The sequence below is a fragment of the Azospira sp. I13 genome, assembly GCF_003112695.1.
Lineage (GTDB): Bacteria > Pseudomonadota > Gammaproteobacteria > Burkholderiales > Rhodocyclaceae > Azospira.
The window spans coordinates 128780-143851 of record NZ_BFBP01000004.1; the positions used below are offsets into that span (position 1 = coordinate 128780).

The 15072-nt window shown below is 66.6% G+C and carries 16 protein-coding genes; 12 read left to right on the plus strand and 4 right to left on the minus strand.

From position 1 onward, the window contains the following. The first annotated feature begins 9 nt into the window (after window positions 1–9). From AZSI13_RS05275 to AZSI13_RS05310, 8 genes are all read left to right on the plus strand, one after another. Window positions 10–948, plus strand: coding sequence for a phosphoribosylaminoimidazolesuccinocarboxamide synthase (locus AZSI13_RS05275; protein WP_109040132.1), 939 nt, complete (start codon window positions 10–12; stop codon window positions 946–948). A gap of 128 nt (window positions 949–1076) precedes the next feature. Further along, window positions 1077–1847, plus strand: a complete 771-nt coding sequence (locus AZSI13_RS05280) for a DUF2189 domain-containing protein (RefSeq protein ID WP_165833346.1) — start codon at window positions 1077–1079, stop codon at window positions 1845–1847. Between the two features lie 128 nt (window positions 1848–1975). After that, entirely contained in the window at window positions 1976–4042 is a 2067-nt protein-coding gene (locus tag AZSI13_RS05285; protein WP_109040134.1) for a M3 family metallopeptidase, read from the plus strand. 30 nt (window positions 4043–4072) lie between these two features. Next, the gene (locus tag AZSI13_RS05290) at window positions 4073–4606 is read left to right on the plus strand and encodes a glutaredoxin family protein (protein WP_109040135.1); all 534 of its coding nucleotides are present in this window, start codon (window positions 4073–4075) and stop codon (window positions 4604–4606) included. 148 nt (window positions 4607–4754) lie between these two features. Then, window positions 4755–5522 (plus strand): exodeoxyribonuclease III, encoded by a 768-nt coding sequence (gene xth / locus AZSI13_RS05295; RefSeq protein ID WP_109040136.1) that lies wholly within the window; start codon window positions 4755–4757, stop codon window positions 5520–5522. Between the two features lie 9 nt (window positions 5523–5531). Then, window positions 5532–6200, plus strand: coding sequence for a Crp/Fnr family transcriptional regulator (locus AZSI13_RS05300; protein WP_109040137.1), 669 nt, complete (start codon window positions 5532–5534; stop codon window positions 6198–6200). Window positions 6201–6367: 167 nt separating this feature from the next. Next, entirely contained in the window at window positions 6368–7966 is a 1599-nt protein-coding gene (locus tag AZSI13_RS05305) for a diguanylate cyclase (RefSeq protein WP_109040138.1), read from the plus strand. A gap of 70 nt (window positions 7967–8036) precedes the next feature. Then, window positions 8037–8228 (plus strand): DUF2892 domain-containing protein, encoded by a 192-nt coding sequence (locus AZSI13_RS05310; protein ID WP_109040139.1) that lies wholly within the window; start codon window positions 8037–8039, stop codon window positions 8226–8228. Between the two features lie 186 nt (window positions 8229–8414). Here the strand turns inward: AZSI13_RS05310 and AZSI13_RS18155 are convergent, their stop codons facing one another. Beyond that, window positions 8415–9416, minus strand: a complete 1002-nt coding sequence (locus AZSI13_RS18155; protein ID WP_109040140.1) for a hypothetical protein — start codon at window positions 9414–9416, stop codon at window positions 8415–8417. Window positions 9417–9526: 110 nt separating this feature from the next. On the opposite strand from AZSI13_RS18155, the gene AZSI13_RS05320 reads away from it, so the two are divergent. Continuing rightward, the gene (locus AZSI13_RS05320; protein WP_109040141.1) at window positions 9527–9814 is read left to right on the plus strand and encodes a hypothetical protein; all 288 of its coding nucleotides are present in this window, start codon (window positions 9527–9529) and stop codon (window positions 9812–9814) included. Window positions 9815–9913: 99 nt separating this feature from the next. Here the strand turns inward: AZSI13_RS05320 and rsmA are convergent, their stop codons facing one another. Together rsmA and AZSI13_RS05330 are read right to left on the minus strand one after the other, a co-directional pair. Further along, window positions 9914–10690: a 16S rRNA (adenine(1518)-N(6)/adenine(1519)-N(6))-dimethyltransferase RsmA gene (gene rsmA / locus AZSI13_RS05325; protein WP_109040142.1), complete on the minus strand. Its 777-nt coding sequence runs from the start codon at window positions 10688–10690 to the stop codon at window positions 9914–9916. 54 nt (window positions 10691–10744) lie between these two features. Further along, window positions 10745–11155 (minus strand): HIT family protein, encoded by a 411-nt coding sequence (locus AZSI13_RS05330; RefSeq protein ID WP_109040143.1) that lies wholly within the window; start codon window positions 11153–11155, stop codon window positions 10745–10747. A 90-nt stretch (window positions 11156–11245) separates the two neighbouring features. On the opposite strand from AZSI13_RS05330, the gene AZSI13_RS05335 reads away from it, so the two are divergent. Next, window positions 11246–12460, plus strand: a complete 1215-nt coding sequence (locus AZSI13_RS05335; RefSeq protein ID WP_109040144.1) for a CaiB/BaiF CoA-transferase family protein — start codon at window positions 11246–11248, stop codon at window positions 12458–12460. A 12-nt stretch (window positions 12461–12472) separates the two neighbouring features. Here AZSI13_RS05335 and AZSI13_RS05340 read toward each other — a convergent pair whose 3' ends face one another. Then, on the minus strand, window positions 12473–13057 hold the full coding sequence (locus AZSI13_RS05340) for an energy transducer TonB (protein ID WP_109040145.1): 585 nt from the start codon (window positions 13055–13057) through the stop codon (window positions 12473–12475). Between the two features lie 198 nt (window positions 13058–13255). Here AZSI13_RS05340 and AZSI13_RS05345 point away from each other — a divergent pair, with 198 nt between their 5' ends. After that, on the plus strand, window positions 13256–14326 hold the full coding sequence (locus AZSI13_RS05345) for an ankyrin repeat domain-containing protein (protein ID WP_165833348.1): 1071 nt from the start codon (window positions 13256–13258) through the stop codon (window positions 14324–14326). A 141-nt stretch (window positions 14327–14467) separates the two neighbouring features. Then, window positions 14468–15004 (plus strand): DUF2058 domain-containing protein, encoded by a 537-nt coding sequence (locus tag AZSI13_RS05350; RefSeq protein WP_109040147.1) that lies wholly within the window; start codon window positions 14468–14470, stop codon window positions 15002–15004. The last annotated feature ends 68 nt before the right edge of the window (window positions 15005–15072 follow it).

Consider the following 15072-nt stretch of genomic DNA (forward strand, 5'->3'; position numbering starts at 1 on the left):
GACCCTGCCGTGACCGCTCCCCTCTTTGAATCCACCATCACCAGCCTGCCCCTCGTTGCCCGGGGCAAGGTGCGCGACATCTATTCCGTCGATGCCGACCACCTGCTGATCATCACCACCGACCGGCTTTCCGCCTTCGACGTGATCCTGCCGGACCCCATTCCCGACAAGGGCAAGGTGCTGACCCAGGTGGCCAATTTCTGGTTCGAGAAGCTCGGCCACATCCTGCCCAGCCAGCTCTCCGGCATCGCTCCCGAATCCGTGGTCAGCGCCGCCGAGCGTTCCCAGGTGGAAGGCCGTGCCCTGGTGGTGAAGCGCCTGAAGCCCCTGCCCATCGAGGCCGTGGTGCGCGGTTACCTGATCGGTTCCGGCTGGAAGGATTACCAGGCTACCGGCGCCGTCTGTGGCATCGAACTGCCTGCCGGCCTGCAAATGGCCGCCAAGCTGCCCGAGCCCATCTTCACCCCGGCCACCAAGGCCGACGTGGGCGACCACGACATCAACATCTCCTACGAGGAATCCAAGGTGCGCTGCGCCGCTCACTTGGCCGACGACCTCTGGGGTACCGGCAAGAACGGCGCCCAGCTGGCCGAGGAAGCCAAGAACGCCGCCATCGCCCTGTACACCGAAGCCTCCGTTTATGCCCGTACCCGGGGCATCATCATTGCCGACACCAAGTTTGAATTCGGTATCGACAAGGCCGGTACCCTGCACCTCATCGACGAGGCCCTGACCCCCGATTCCTCCCGCTTCTGGCCTGCCGACGGCTACGCCGAAGGTATCAGCCCCCCCAGCTTCGACAAGCAGTTCGTCCGCGACCACCTGGAAACCCTCACCTGGTGGGACAAAAAGGCCCCCGGCCCGAAGCTGCCGGACGACGTCATCACCAAGACTGCCGCCAAGTATCGGGAAGCCTACGAGCGTCTCACCGGCCACACCCTGCCGTAAGGCGGGTCGGCCCAGGCTGCCGCGGGGCGGGAGGAAACTCCCGCCCCGTTTGTTTTTGCGAACCCTGGCCCGGCGACGCGGTCAAAGAAATGTCCCCCCTCCTGAACTTCTTCGGAAAGGAGATCATCATGGACATCCTTCACCATTCAGGTCACCACGACTTGCCCCAGGTGCGGCACGTTGCCTGGAACCAGTCCTTCCAGTGGCTGGGCCAGGGCCTCGTAGACCTTTTCCACCATCCCACCCTCAGTCTGTCCTTCGGTGCCTGCTTCACCCTGGCCGGCGTGATCATTTTCGCCCTGGCCCAGAGCCGGCCCGAGCTATTGCTGGCAGCGGTTTCCGGCTTCCTGCTGGTGGGTCCCCTGCTGGCTGTGGGCTTTTACGAGATCAGCCGGCGCTCTGCCAGCGGCGAACCGGTTGGACTGTTCCCCGTCTTCCGCTCCCTGGGCGCGCACTGGCGCCCCCTGGCCCTCTTCGGGGTGTTCCTGGCCATGATCTATTTCATCTGGGCCCAGCTGACCACGGCCCTGGTGGCCTACCTGCTGGGCAATGAATGGATCTGGGGCTTCGAGGAACTGGTCCATGAAGTGTTCTTCTCCGGCCTCCATCCCAAGCTGGCCGCCCTGTGGACCCTCAGCGGCGCCACCCTGGCCGCCTTCACCTTCCTCATCTCGGTGGTCACCGCCCCCCTGCTGCTGGAACGGGAGTTGGAGGTGCACCACGCCATGGCCACCAGTGTCCACACGGTGATGGAAAACCTGCCGGCCATGCTGGTCTGGTCCTTCATGATCGTGGCCCTGACCTTCTTCGGCTTCATCACCCTGATGGCCGGCCTGGTGGTGATCATGCCCCTGCTGGGCCATGCGACCTGGCATGCCTACAAGGACCTTGTAGAATAGGCATCAGCCCCCATCTGCAAGGATGGCCCAGTCCTGATGGCGCCCCTGTGGCGTCAGCCCACGGGCGGCCCCGGCCGCCCGTTTTTATTTGCCCCGCCCCCATTTTCAGAACTTCCAGAGACCCCTCCATGAGCGCCAATCCCCTACTCGCCACCGTCGGCCAGCCCAAGGCCGTGCTGCCGCCCTTCGACCGCATTCAGCCGGAGCATGTGCGCCCGGCCATCGAGCAATTGCTGGCCGACAGCCGTGCCCTGGTGACGCGCCTCACCGCCCCCGGCGTGCCGGCGACCTGGAACGACTTTGCGGCCCCCCTGGGGGATGGTATCGAGCACCTCTCCTGGGCCTGGGGCATCGTTGGCCACCTGCACGGCGTCAATGACGTGCCCGAATGGCGCGAGACCTACAACGACCTGCTGCCGGAAGTGACCCGCTTCTATAGCGAGTTGGGGCAGAACCTGGCCCTCTTCGAGAAGTACAAGGCCCTGGCGGCTTCCCCCGAATTCGCCAGCCTTTCCCCGGCGCGCCAGAAAATCGTGCGCAATGAAGTGCGCGATTTCCGCCTCTCCGGCGCCGAGTTGCCGGAAGACCAGAAGCCCCGCTTTCAGGCCATCCAGGAAGAGCTGGCCAGCCTTTCCGCCAAGTTTTCCGAGAACCTGCTGGATGCCACCAACGCCTTCGCTGAAATCGTGACCGACGAGGCCGAACTGGCAGGGCTGCCGGAAGACGTGCAACTGGCCGCCCGGGCCGCCGCCGAGCGGGATGGCAAGGCCGGCTGGAAATTCACCCTGCACGCCCCCTCCTACCTGCCGGTGATGCAGTACGCCGAGAGCCGCCGTCTGCGCCAGGTCATGTACCGGGCCTACGCCACCCGGGCCGCCGAGTTCACGGATGGCAGCAGCAAGGCCGAATGGGACAACACCCCCCTGATCCGCCGCATCCTCGAACTGCGGGCCGAAGAAGCGCAGATGCTGGGCTTTGACACCTTCGCCCAGGTTTCCCTGGTGCCCAAGATGGCTGACAGCCCGGAACAGGTGCTGGCCTTCCTCAACGACCTGGCGGTAAAGGCCAAGCCTTTCGCCGAGAAGGACCTGGCCGAACTGAAGGCCTTTGCCAAGGCCGAGCTGGGCATGAACGACCTGGAACCCTGGGACATCGGCTGGGCCTCGGAAAAGCTCAAGCAGGCTCGCTATGCCTTCTCCGACGAGGAGGTGAAGCAGTACTTCCCCGAACCCAAGGTGCTGGGCGGCCTGTTCAAGGTCATCGAATCCCTCTTCAACGTCAAACTGAAGCCCGATGCGGCCCCCGTGTGGCATTCGGACGTGCGTTTCTTCCGCATCGAGACCGCGGCAGGCGAGCTGGTGGGCCAGTTCTACCTGGACCTCTACGCCCGGGAAACCAAGCGGGGCGGTGCCTGGATGGACGAAGCCATCACCCGCCGCGCCACCGCTGCCGGCATCCAGACCCCGGTGGCCTACCTCAACTGCAACTTCCCCGCTCCGGTGGGCAACAAGCCCGCCACCTTCAGCCACGACGACGTCATCACCCTGTTCCACGAGACCGGCCACGGCCTGCACCACCTGCTGACCCGGGTGGAGGAACTGGGCGTCTCCGGCATCCACGGCGTCGAGTGGGATGCGGTGGAACTGCCCTCCCAGTTCATGGAGAACTACTGCTGGGAATGGGAAGTGCTGCAGGGCATGACCGGCCACGTGGATTCCGGCGAGCCGTTGCCCCGGGCCCTCTACGACAAGATGCTGGCGGCCAAGAACTTCCACAGCGGCCTGATGACTGTGCGCCAGCTGGAATTCTCCCTCTTCGACCTACGCATCCACCACGGCTTCGATCCCAAGGGCGAGAAGACCGTGCTGGACGTGCTGAACGAGGTGCGCCAGGAAGTGGCGGTGTTGATTCCCCCCGCCTGGCACCGCTTCCCCAACAGCTTCGGCCACATCTTCGCCGGCGGCTACGCGGCGGGCTACTTCAGCTACAAGTGGGCCGAGGTGCTGTCGGCGGATGCCTACGCCGCCTTTGAGGAGGCCGGCAATCCCTTTGATGCCACCACCGGCAAGCGCTTCCTGGACGAGATTCTCTCCGTCGGCGGTTCCCGCCCGGCCATCGAATCCTTCAAGGCCTTCCGGGGTCGGGAACCCAGTGTGGATGCCCTGCTGCGCCACAATGGTATGATCCCAGCCTAGTTTTTCCAGGGTTTCAGGGAGGCTCCCGCCGTGAAAATCATCCTTTCCCTCATGCTGGCCGGCCTGGCCTGGAGCGCAGGCGCCCAGGCCCAGGTGCAGAGCACCTACCGCTGGATCGACCCCCAGACCGGCCAGGTGGTCATTTCCGACAAGCCGCCCCCCGCTGGCGTCAAGCAGGTGAACAAGCAGCTCATGGGCAGCAGCGACGACAGTAGCCAGTCCCTGCCCTATGACACCCGCCAGGCGGCCCAGAAATACCCGGTGGTGCTCTACTCCAGCCCCGATTGTGGCGAGCCCTGCCGTCAGGGCCGTGAGCTGCTCAACAGCCGCGGTGTGCCCTTCCGGGAAAAGGTGGTGGCCACCAGCACCGACATGGAAGCCCTGAAGCAGGTCAGCGGCGGTGAGGGCTTCATCCCCTACCTCACCGTCGGGCGCCAGGGCGCCAAGGGCTTCCTCGCCGAATCCTGGCACAGCCTGCTGGACATGGCCGGCTACGGCAAAACCGCCCCCTACGGCTACAAGCCTCAGGGCGCCCCCGAAGCACCGAAACCCGCGACCCGCTAAAGCAGGGCAGGCCTGACCCGCGGCGTTGTTCCGGGCGGTTTTCTGCTGCGACAAGCCGCACCGGACGCACCCCCGCACCTGCCGTGCCGGGTGCGTTGCGGGTGCCACCCTTGCGCTCCTTATTCCCCCTTTTGTTCAAGCACCCGACATGAAACTTGCCACCTGGAACGTCAATTCCCTCAAGGTCCGCCTGCCCCATCTGCTCGACTGGCTGGCCACGGAAAAGCCGGATGTGGTCTGCCTCCAGGAAACCAAGCTGGAAGACCACAACTTTCCCCAGGCCGAGATCGAGGCCGCCGGCTACCACGTCGCCTTCATCGGCCAGAAGACCTACAACGGTGTCGCCCTGCTGTCCCGCCAGCCCCTCAGCGAGGTGCAGCGCGGCAATCCCCATTACGAGGACCCCCAGAAGCGCCTGATTGCCGCCACGGTGGATGGGGTGCGGGTGGTCTGCGCCTATTTCCCCAACGGCCAGGAAGTGGGCAGTGAGAAGTACGCCTACAAACTGGAATGGCTGGCGGCCCTGGAAAAATGGCTGGCCGAGGAACTGGCCGCCCATCCCAAGCTGGTGCTGGCTGGCGATTTCAACATCGCCCCAGCCGATGCCGACGTACACGACCCCAAAGCCTGGGAAGGCAAGATTCTCTGCTCCGAACCGGAGCGGGCCGCCTGGCAGCGCCTGCTGGGCCTGGGCCTGACTGACAGCTTCCGTCTCTTCGAGCACCCGCCGGCCACCTTCTCCTGGTGGGATTACCGCATGGCCGGTTTCCGCCGCAACCTGGGCCTGCGCATCGACCACGTGCTGCTCTCCGCGCCGCTGGCCGCCAGCTGCAGCGCCGGCCGCATCGACAAGGAACCCCGCACCTGGGAGCGGCCTTCCGACCACGCCCCGGCCATCGCCGAATTTTCCGTCTGAGCCGTCGCCATGGAACTGACCCCCGACCGTCTGCTGGCCCTCTATCCCTCCCTGGCCAGCCTGCCCGCCGACCAGCTGGCCGGCCTCTGCCGGCCCGAGGCCCGGATGCACCTGCCCGCCGGCACCCAGCTGTTTGCCGAGCGGCAGCCCTGCCAGGGTTTTCCCCTGCTGCTGGAAGGCAGCATCAAGGTGGTCAAGACCGCCGCCAGTGGTCGTGAAATGCTGCTCTACCGGGTGGAGCCGGGGGAATCCTGCATCATCACCTCCAGCTGCCTGCTCGGCCACGCCCCCTATACCGCCCGGGGCGAGACGGAAACGCCGGCCACCCTGCTGATCCTGCCCAGCGGCATTTTTGACCGCCTGGTGGCGGAGCAGGCCCAGTTCCGGGATTTCGTCTTCCACCTCTTTTCCGAGCGTCTGGCGGAGCTGATGCAATTGGTGGAGGAGGTGGCCTTCCACCGCCTCGACCAGCGCCTGGCCAAGCTGCTGCTGGCCAAGCCGGGGGAAACCCTGCACGCCACCCACCAGCAACTGGCGGAAGAACTGGGCAGCGTGCGGGAGATCGTCAGCCGCCTGTTGAAGGGCTTTGCCGCCCAGGGCCTGGTCAGCCTGGGCCGGGAGCAGATCGCCATTCTCGACCGGAGCGGCCTCAAGGCCCTGGCCGAAGCCAGCCGCTGAGGGGCCAGGGCGCAGCCGCTTGCCGGGAAGGCCGAGGGGCTGCTGCAACAATGGCGGCCTCCATGGGGCTGAAGGGGCGGTGTTCCGCTGGCTGACAGCTTGGCGGGTTATGCTGGGATTCCCGTGCGTCGCCGGGCCTGCAACCTAGAGACGGGTCGTGCCAATCCATGCTTGTCCGTAAAAGCCAGTTCCGCACCGAATGGGCGCTTCTGCTCGGCTGCCTGCTGACCCTGGGGTCGGTCATCGCCATCGCCCTGGTGGATGAGCGCCAGGGCCTGGAGATTCGGGAGCGCGAGCGGCTGGCCACCCAAGCCCGGGTCATCAACGACAACCTGGGACGCCAGCTGGAGGCCACCAGTCGGGCCCTGACCAGCATCCGCGACGACGTGCCGTTCTGGTTGCGCCAGAAAGACGGCATGGCCGAGGCCAGCCGGCAACTGCGGGCGTTCACCGATGCCATGCCCGGCGTCCGCTCCATGCTCATCCTGGATGCCCAGGGCACCGTCCTGGCGGCCAGCCGGCCGGTGCTGATGGGGCAGAATTTCAGCCAGCGGGATTACTTCCAGCAGGTGCTGCGACAGCCGGATGTCGATACCCTCTACGTGGCGCCGCCTTTTACCACCTCCCTGGGCATCTGGGCCATCAATCTGGTGCGCATGATTCCCGGCCCCAAGGGGGAATTCGCCGGCCTTGTGTCCGCTACCCTGGACCCGGACGAATTCAAGATCGTCCTCGATTCGGTGCGCTATGCGCCGGATATGTGGACCGCCATGGCCCATGGTGACGGCCTGCAGTTTGTCATGGTGCCGGAGCACGCTGGTCAGCCCGGCAAGAACGTTGCCCGGCCCGGCACCTTCTTCAGTCGCCACATGGCCGAGGGCCAGGTCAGCGATGTCATGACCGGCACGGTCTACGCCACCGGTGAGTACCGCATGATGGCCCAGCACACCGTCCAGCCCGCTGCCCTGCACATGAACAAGCCCCTGGTGGTGGCGGTGGCCCGGGACATGGAGGCCATATTCGCCGAATGGCGGCGCGACGTCTGGCGCCAGGGCGGGCTTTTCCTGTTGCTTCTGCTGATTGCCGTTCCCGGGCTTCACCTGCTGCAGCGTCGGCGCCGCGCCGCAGCCCAGGCCGAACAGGCGGCGGCCCTTGCCCTGCGCGCCAAGAATGCCGAGCTTGAAGCCGTCAATGCCCAGCTGACGGCCCAGAGTGAGCTGCTGCAATCCCTGGCCTTCGTCGATGGCCTCACCGGGGTGGCCAACCGTCGCCGCTTTGACGAGATGCTGGAGGTGGAGTGGCGGCGCTGTCGACGGGAATCCCAGCCGCTCAGCCTGTTGATGATCGATATCGACTACTTCAAGGCCTTCAACGACTGTTACGGCCATCAGGCCGGTGATGTCTGCCTGCGTGCCGTGGCCACTTGCCTGCGGGAGGCACCGGGTCGGGCTCCCGACCTGCTGGCACGCTACGGCGGTGAGGAATTTGTCTATCTGCTCCCCGAGACGGATGGTGCCGGGGCCCAGGCCAAGGCCGCTTCGTTGTGCCGTGCTGTGACCGCCCTGGCAATCCCCCATGAGCGTTCTGCCTGCGGGCCCTGTGTCACCGTCAGTATTGGTTTGGCCGTGGCCTGGCCGGGAACGGGTTTTTCTGCCCAGGACCTGCTTGCCGCCGCCGATGCTGCCCTGTACTCCGCCAAGAGCGCCGGGCGAAATCGCATTGCCGGCCCGTCTGCCGTGGCCTTGAGCGAGGGCGGCAGTGTGTGACCCAGGTTACATACCTTTGCCGGGGCCCCGGCTATCCTGGGTGCGTCAAAACTCACCGGAGGCAGCAATCATGAAAGCAAACGTTGGCGGCATCGACAAAATTCTGCGTATCGTCGCCGGCCTGGCCCTGGTGGCCTGGGCCATCATGGGCGGTCCCGTCTGGGCCTGGATCGGCGTGGTGCCCCTGGCCACCGGCTTCATGGGCTGGTGCCCGGCCTACACCCTGCTCGGCGCCAATACTTGCCCGATGAAGAAAGACTGAGGCGGCACAAGCCTTTTCAGGCTTTTTGCACAAAAGGCGGCCGGGGCGACCCGGGCCGCCTTTTTCGTTTGGCTGGCCCTCAGGCGCTATTGCCCGGAACAAGTCTGGGATCGAAGAAGCCAAGGCCTCTGGCTTTCATTTTTCATCCGACGCCGCTTTACTGCATGACGCGCCGCTCGCCCCGGCCTAGAGCAGGCGCAGGGCCGCATCCAGGTCCAGCTGGCGGAGCGCCACGTCCCGCCGGGCAATGCGGGCTGGGAAGGAGAGGCGTAAGGAGCTGTCGGGACGGGCGATTTCCGTCAGGGGAATGGGGGTGGCCTCCGGGTCCTCCGGGGCGACCACGATGTTCATGGCGTTGAGCCACAGCACCACGGGCTGGATGGGCAGGCAGTGTTCCGCTGCGGCCAGGTTGGCCACCAGCCGGGTGAGGGTGGTTTCCAGCCAGCCACTGCCGCTGCGCAGGGCGGCCAGGGCACTTTCGTTATCGGCCAGCTGGCGGCGCAGCAGCTCCACATCCTGATGGTGGTCGCCTTCCCGGTGCAGGCTATTGAGGCCGGCCCGGCTCTGGGAGAGCAGCCCCAGGCGGTGTTCGAGCAGGCGGTGTTCCGCTTCCAGGGCCTGGCTGCGGGCCTTGCTGGCGGTGATTTGTCCCAGGGTCTCCAGCACCAGGGCTTCCAGAATCATGTCCTGGATGCGGGCGGTGAGGGTTTCCGGGCTGGGGGAGAGCCCGGCCAGGCGGAAATCCCGGAAACTGACGCTGCGCCGCTCCACATCCCGGCGCAGCACGCCGTTTTCCATGGCCGTGCCCAGGGTGGTGTGTTCCACCGGGGTGGCGGCGACGATGCAGAAGATGTCCTCGCCCCCGTCGTGGCCGGCGAGGAATTCCCGCAGGTCCGCATTGCTGTTGAGGGTGCGGGCGATGTCGTCGGGCTGGGCGAAGAGGGCGCGGAGGATGGGGCTGGCAGCCCAGTTCTCCGGCCGCATGGCGGTATGGGGCGGCTGCTGGGTGCTGATGCGGCGGGCGTAATCGAGGGCGTGGGCCACCGCCGGGGCGAGGCGCTCCCGGGCGCCGGTCATGGCCTTCAGGCGCGGGTCGGTGCCGGCCATGACCTGGCGGATGGCCCCTTCCAGGGCATCATCGGCCGGGGTGGCGCCGGAGGTGCCGAGCAGCCAGTCAAAGAAGCCCATGGGCGCCTAGCTTTCTTTCCTTGCCCCAAGGGGGCGGCAATTGAGTAGAGTGCGCCTGTTCACGGTTTGCTCCGCTCTTCTTCACGACTTTTCGCTACTGACGATCCGACATGAAAATTCATCTGCTTCCCATGGGGGCCCGCTTTGAGTACGAAGGCGAGGTCTATAGCAAGACCGGCCCGATGATGGCCCGTTCCGAGGCCGGCGTGACGCGCATGGTGCCGCGCTACGCAGTGCTGACGCCCCTGGACGGTGCCGCTCCGGCGGCAGCGCCGGCCAGCGGCGACCTGCGCCAGGCCTTTGCTGAGTTCTATGCCGTCTGCCAGGGGCTGGTGCCGGCGGCTGCCCAGGCCGAACTGGCCGCCGCCCGGGACCGCTTCCTGGCCCGTCTGCCCTGATGCGGCGCCGGCCGGAGCGCCTTTAGCAACGCTACGGGGAACGTCCGGGAGACAGGTGTCGGGAGGCGGGTGTCGGGAGGCGGGTGTCGGAAGACAGGTTCAGGCGGCCGGGCGCACCAGGCTGTTGGCCAGGGCGATGTAGGCGGCCACCGGCACGTCTTCGGCCCGGGCCGTGGGGGCGATGCCATGGGCTTCGAGCCAGGCTTCGCCGCCCAGCTCCTTGAGGGTGTTGCGCAGCATCTTGCGGCGCTGGGAGAAGGCGGCGGCTACCACCTTTTCCAGCAGGGCCGGGTCCTCGGCGGTGAGCTCGCTCTGGGGCCGGGGAATCAGGCGTACCACCGCGGAATCCACCTTGGGGGCGGGGTCGAAGGATTCGGGCGGCACGTCCAGCAGCCAGTCCATGTAGAAGCGGTACTGCAGCATCACCGAGAGGCGGCTGTATTCGCTTTCCCCGGGCAGGGCCACCATGCGTTCCACCACTTCCTTCTGCAGCATGAAGTGCATGTCCCGCACCATGGGGGCGAAGCTGGCCAGGTGGAAGAGCAGGGGGGTGGAGATGTTGTAGGGCAGGTTGCCGACGATCTGCAGCTCCGGGCCCAGCTGCCCGAAGTCGAACTCCAGGGCGTCGCCCTCGTGGATGGTCAGCTTGTCCTTGGGGTACTGCTTTTTCAGACGGGCGATCAGGTCCCGGTCGATTTCCACCACGTGCAGGTGGTCCACCCGGGACATCAGGGGCACGGTCAGGGCGCCCAGGCCGGGGCCGATTTCCACCACCTGGCCGTTGCGGGGCGGGTTCACCGCATTGACGATGTCGGCGACGATTTGCCGGTCCTGCAAAAAGTTCTGGCCGAAGCGTTTGCGGGCGATGTGTTTCATGGCGGAAGACCGGGGGAGGGGAAGGGCGGGTATTTTACCCGCTGGCCTGCCCCTTTAGTCCTTTACCTTGATTTTTGCGGCCAGTTCCCGCAAATGGTCCAGGCCCGGGTCCTTGCGCGGCCAGCCCAGTTCGACGCCGTCGGCGGCGTAGCGGGGCAGCACGTGCAGGTGCAGGTGGGGCACGGTCTGCCAGCCCTGGGGCCGGTTGGCCTGGAGAATGGTGAAGCCTTCGGGGCCGAAGGCGTCCTGCACCGCCAGGGCGATCTTGCGGGCGGCACGCATGAGGGCAGCGGCGGTTTCCTCGTCGGCGTCCAGCAGGGTTTCGAAGGGCTTCTTGCTCACCACCAGCACGTGGCCCGGATTGACCTGGCCCGCATCCATGAAGGCGAAGACATGCTCGTCTTCATAGACCTTGGCGCAGGGGAGGTCGCCCTCGATGATGCGGGTGAATACGGTCTGGCTCATGGCGGCTCCGGGCAGCGGGTTGAAGTGCCGGGGAGTATAGGACAGATGCCTATCCGGGCATAATGGCGCCTTCCCTTACAGGCCCTGCCCATGACTGCTGCCACTCCTTCCGCTGCCCCCAAGCCCCTGGCCGGCCTCAAGGTCGTCGAGCTGGGCACCCTGATTGCCGGCCCCTTCGCCTCCCGCCTGCTGGCGGAGTTCGGCGCCGAGGTGGTGAAGATCGAGTCGCCGGATGGTGGCGATCCCCTGCGCAAGTGGCGCAAGCTCTACGAGGGCACGTCGCTGTGGTGGTTCGTCCAGTCCCGCAACAAGCAGTCGGTGACGGTCAATCTCAAACACCCGGAAGGCAAGGCCATCGTGCGCAAGCTGGTGGCGGAGGCCGACATCGTGGTGGAAAATTTCCGCCCCGGGGTGCTGGAAAAACTGGGCCTCTCCTGGGAGGAGCTGTCGGCCCTCAACCCGGGTCTGGTCATGCTGCGCCTTTCCGGCTTCGGCCAGAGCGGTCCCTACAAGGAGCAGCCGGGCTTCGGCGCCGTCGGCGAGAGCATGGGCGGGCTGCGCTACATCACCGGGTTTGCCGACCGGCCGCCGGTGCGCACCGGCATTTCCATCGGCGATTCCATTGCCGCCCTGTGGGGCGTTTTCGGCACCCTCATGGCCCTGCGCCACAAGGAGGTCCAGGGCGGCAAGGGGCAGGTGGTGGATGTGGCCCTCTACGAAGCCATCTTTGCCATGATGGAATCCCTGGTGCCCGAGTTCGATGTCTTCGGCTTCGTGCGGGAGCGCACCGGCAACATCATGCCCGGCATTACTCCCTCCAACACCCACAAAACCCGGGACGGCAAGTTCGTCACCATCGGCGCCAATGGCGATGCCATCTTCCAGCGCCTGATGCGGGCCATGGGCCGGGAGGATCTGGCCGCTGATCCCGGCCTGGCCGACAACGCCGGCCGGGATGCGCGGCGGGACGAGGTGTACGCCCTGATCGACGCCTGGGTGGCGGGGCTGGACGAAGCCGACCTGCTGGCCCGCCTGGAAGCGGCGGAGGTACCGGCCTCCCGCGTGTACTCGGCGGCCGATATGTTCGCCGACCCCCAGTTCCTGGCCCGGGAAATGATCCAGTCCGCCCGCCTGCCGGACGGCAAGGAATTCAAGGTGCCCGGCATCGTGCCCAAGCTTTCGGCCACGCCGGGCGGCACCGAATGGCTGGGGCCGGCCCTGGGGGAGCATACGGAGGTGGTGCTGCAGCGCCTTGGCTACGACGCCGCGGCCATTGCCGGACTGCGCGAGGCCGGCGCAATCTGAGAGAATCTGCCCTCAGTCGAGGCGAAAGCGCACGGGCAGGATGGTTTCCCGGGCCACGCCTTCCGGCAGGGCCTTCAACTGGCGGGCGGCCTTGGCCGCAGCCTGGTCCAGCAGGGCGTGGCCGCTGCTGCGTTCCACCCGGGCAGCCAGCACATTGCCGGCCCCGTCGAGAAAGAGCAGCAACAGCACTTCACCCTGCAGGCCCAAGTCAATGGCCTCCTGGGGGTAAAGGGGCTGGCGGCCCAGCTGGTTCAGGGCGTAGCGGGCGGCCCCGCCGCTCAGCACCGGGTAACCGTTGAAGGTGGCCGGGGGCTCCTTGAAGCGCACCGGGGCCGGCTTGGCCGGGCTCGGCTTTTCCGGTTTGGGCGGCTTTTGTGGCTTGGCCGGCGGCGCTTTCTGCTCCGGTTCCGGCGGCGTTGGCTTCGCCTCCGGGGGCGCTTCCTGCCGCTGGGCGGGCGTCGCCGGCGGCGGCCTCAGGCGCGCCTCCAGCCGCACCACTGCCGGCACCGGTTTGGCCGGAGCGGGCGGCAAGGCGAGCAGGGCACCGTGGAGGGCGGCGGAGCAGAGAAGGGCGGCGTGGAGCCGGTGGAACCGCATCGGCAACTGGCTAGGCTTGAACAGGTTGAACGGGTGGCAGAAGTGGCAAGGATTGATCCGGTGTTGAACGCCGTTGTTGTGCGTCGCTCTTGTTCGTCGTCTCCCCTCGGGGTGGCGGACGAAAGCGTCTTTAGACCACAAGCCGGGGGGGCGATGCAAGCGCCGCCGACGGTGACAGGCAAGGAAATGATGGAAAACATGAAGTCTCTCCCCATTGCAGCGCACTTCCCGATGGTGGCCGGCCGCCGCTTTGGCCACCGCTTCGGCCACAAGTTCACTGGTGTCCTGGTGTGCGCCCTGGCCTTCGGCCTGGCGCCCGCCTGGGGCCAGGCCGCCAAGCCTTTCCAGCCGCCCAGCCCGGTCACCTACGGCGTTGCCCTGGAACTGGGCAACCTGAGCCAGGCCCGGGAATGGCTGGATGCCGGCCTCTCCCCGGACTATCTGGCGGACCGGGTGGGCACCGGCCTGATGATCGGCGCCTGGGAGGGCAACCTGCCCCTCATGGAACTCTTCCTGGCCCGGGGCGCCGACATCAATGCGGTGAACGACAAGGGCGAGCAGGCCCTCCTGCTAGCGGCCTGGAAGGGCCATTTGCCGGCCGTGAAGTGGCTGGTGGAACATGGTGCCGCCCTCAATCGGGAGGGCTACCAGTGGAGCGCCCTGCATTACGCCGTCTTTGCAGGCCATCAGGAGGTGGCGGAATGGCTGCTGCAGCAGGGGGCCAACGTCAATGCCCAGGCCCCCAATGGCTCATCGGTGCTGATGATGGCTGCTTACGAAGGCAAGGACGCCCTGGCCATCCGCCTCATGGAACATGGGGCGGACCCTGCTATCCGCAATGAAAACGGCCACACTGCCCTGGATTGGGCCATGAAGTACGACCACGTGAAGGTGGCCCGGGTCATCACCAACCCGGAGGAATTCATCGAAGCCGCCAACCGGCCCCGGGCCGACTGGGGCCAGGGCCGCAAGTCGGAAAAGGTGCCGGCGGAAATCCAGCGCCTGCTTGAAGTGCGCCGGGCCATGGAAGCCAAGGGCTACGACCTCGCTCGCATTGATCAGCGCATCTCTGCCGCCCGGGCCCGCTATGCGCGCCTGCCGCCGGGCGCCCGGGATCTGCCGCCGGCCATCGGCCTGGAAATCTCCGCCAGCCGCGCCGCACCCCAGGTGCAGAAGGCCCGCCTGGTGAGCAAACCGGCCCCCGCAGCAGCCAAGCCCGCCGCCAGGGCAAAGGCCGGTGGCAAGGCCGTGGCGGCGAAGAAGCGTTAAGCGCTTTCCCCGCCCGGCGTGCGGCGCCTTGCCGGTCGGCCGGGGAGATTTGCTATCCTCGCTGGCGAATCTCGCCCTTCATTTTTTCCGGGTCGCTGTCCCTGTGCGGGCCGGCCCACAGTATTGACGGAGTAAAGCCCTATGGCTTCCTTGCAGGAACAGTTTCTCAAAGCCGGCCTGGTGGACAAGAAAAAGGCCAAACAGTCCCAGCACGAAAAGAGCCGGCAGCAAAAGGTGGAACGCAGCACCGGCGTGCAGAGCGTGGATGAAGCCCGCCTGGCGGCCCAGGAAACCCTGCGCAAGAACGCCGAACGGGCCCGGGAGCTGAATGCTCAGCGGGATGCCGCCGCCACCGAAAAGGCGATCCGCGCGCAGATCGCCCAGATGGTGCAGCAGAGCCGTCAGAGCCGGGGTAACGGCGACATTGCCTACAACTTCACCCGTAACGGCAAGATCGAGCGCATCTACGTTTCTGCCGCCGTCCAGGCCGACCTGGTGGCCGGCCGCCTGGTCATCGTCTGCCAGGGCGGCACCACCGAACTGGTGCCCCGGGTCATCGCCGACAAGATCGCCGAGCGGGACGCGAGCCTGGTGGTGCGGGTGAACAAGCCGACCACCGAGGTGGCGGAAGACGATCCCTACGCCGACTTCCAGGTGCCGGACGACCTGATGTGGTGAGCCCGGGCCCCACTCCCGGGCCGGTTCCAGGCCGTGGTGGCGCGGCGCGGCTCGGTGCGGCAGGGGCA

What these genes read in the sequence shown, in the direction of transcription:
- AZSI13_RS05285 (WP_109040134.1), top strand. Translation starts at nt 1,976, where the DNA reads ATGAGCGCCAATCCCCTACTCGCCACCGTCGGCCAGCCCAAGGCCGTG.
- AZSI13_RS05350 (WP_109040147.1), top strand. Translation starts at nt 14,468, where the DNA reads ATGGCTTCCTTGCAGGAACAGTTTCTCAAAGCCGGCCTGGTGGACAAG.
- xth (WP_109040136.1), top strand. Translation starts at nt 4,755, where the DNA reads ATGAAACTTGCCACCTGGAACGTCAATTCCCTCAAGGTCCGCCTGCCC.
- AZSI13_RS05305 (WP_109040138.1), top strand. Translation starts at nt 6,368, where the DNA reads ATGCTTGTCCGTAAAAGCCAGTTCCGCACCGAATGGGCGCTTCTGCTC.
- AZSI13_RS18155 (WP_109040140.1), bottom strand. Translation starts at nt 9,416, where the DNA reads ATGGGCTTCTTTGACTGGCTGCTCGGCACCTCCGGCGCCACCCCGGCC.
- AZSI13_RS05335 (WP_109040144.1), top strand. Translation starts at nt 11,246, where the DNA reads ATGACTGCTGCCACTCCTTCCGCTGCCCCCAAGCCCCTGGCCGGCCTC.
- AZSI13_RS05330 (WP_109040143.1), bottom strand. Translation starts at nt 11,155, where the DNA reads ATGAGCCAGACCGTATTCACCCGCATCATCGAGGGCGACCTCCCCTGC.
- AZSI13_RS05310 (WP_109040139.1), top strand. Translation starts at nt 8,037, where the DNA reads ATGAAAGCAAACGTTGGCGGCATCGACAAAATTCTGCGTATCGTCGCC.
- AZSI13_RS05320 (WP_109040141.1), top strand. Translation starts at nt 9,527, where the DNA reads ATGAAAATTCATCTGCTTCCCATGGGGGCCCGCTTTGAGTACGAAGGC.
- rsmA (WP_109040142.1), bottom strand. Translation starts at nt 10,690, where the DNA reads ATGAAACACATCGCCCGCAAACGCTTCGGCCAGAACTTTTTGCAGGAC.
- AZSI13_RS05340 (WP_109040145.1), bottom strand. Translation starts at nt 13,057, where the DNA reads ATGCGGTTCCACCGGCTCCACGCCGCCCTTCTCTGCTCCGCCGCCCTC.
- AZSI13_RS05300 (WP_109040137.1), top strand. Translation starts at nt 5,532, where the DNA reads ATGGAACTGACCCCCGACCGTCTGCTGGCCCTCTATCCCTCCCTGGCC.
- AZSI13_RS05280 (WP_165833346.1), top strand. Translation starts at nt 1,077, where the DNA reads ATGGACATCCTTCACCATTCAGGTCACCACGACTTGCCCCAGGTGCGG.
- AZSI13_RS05345 (WP_165833348.1), top strand. Translation starts at nt 13,256, where the DNA reads ATGAAGTCTCTCCCCATTGCAGCGCACTTCCCGATGGTGGCCGGCCGC.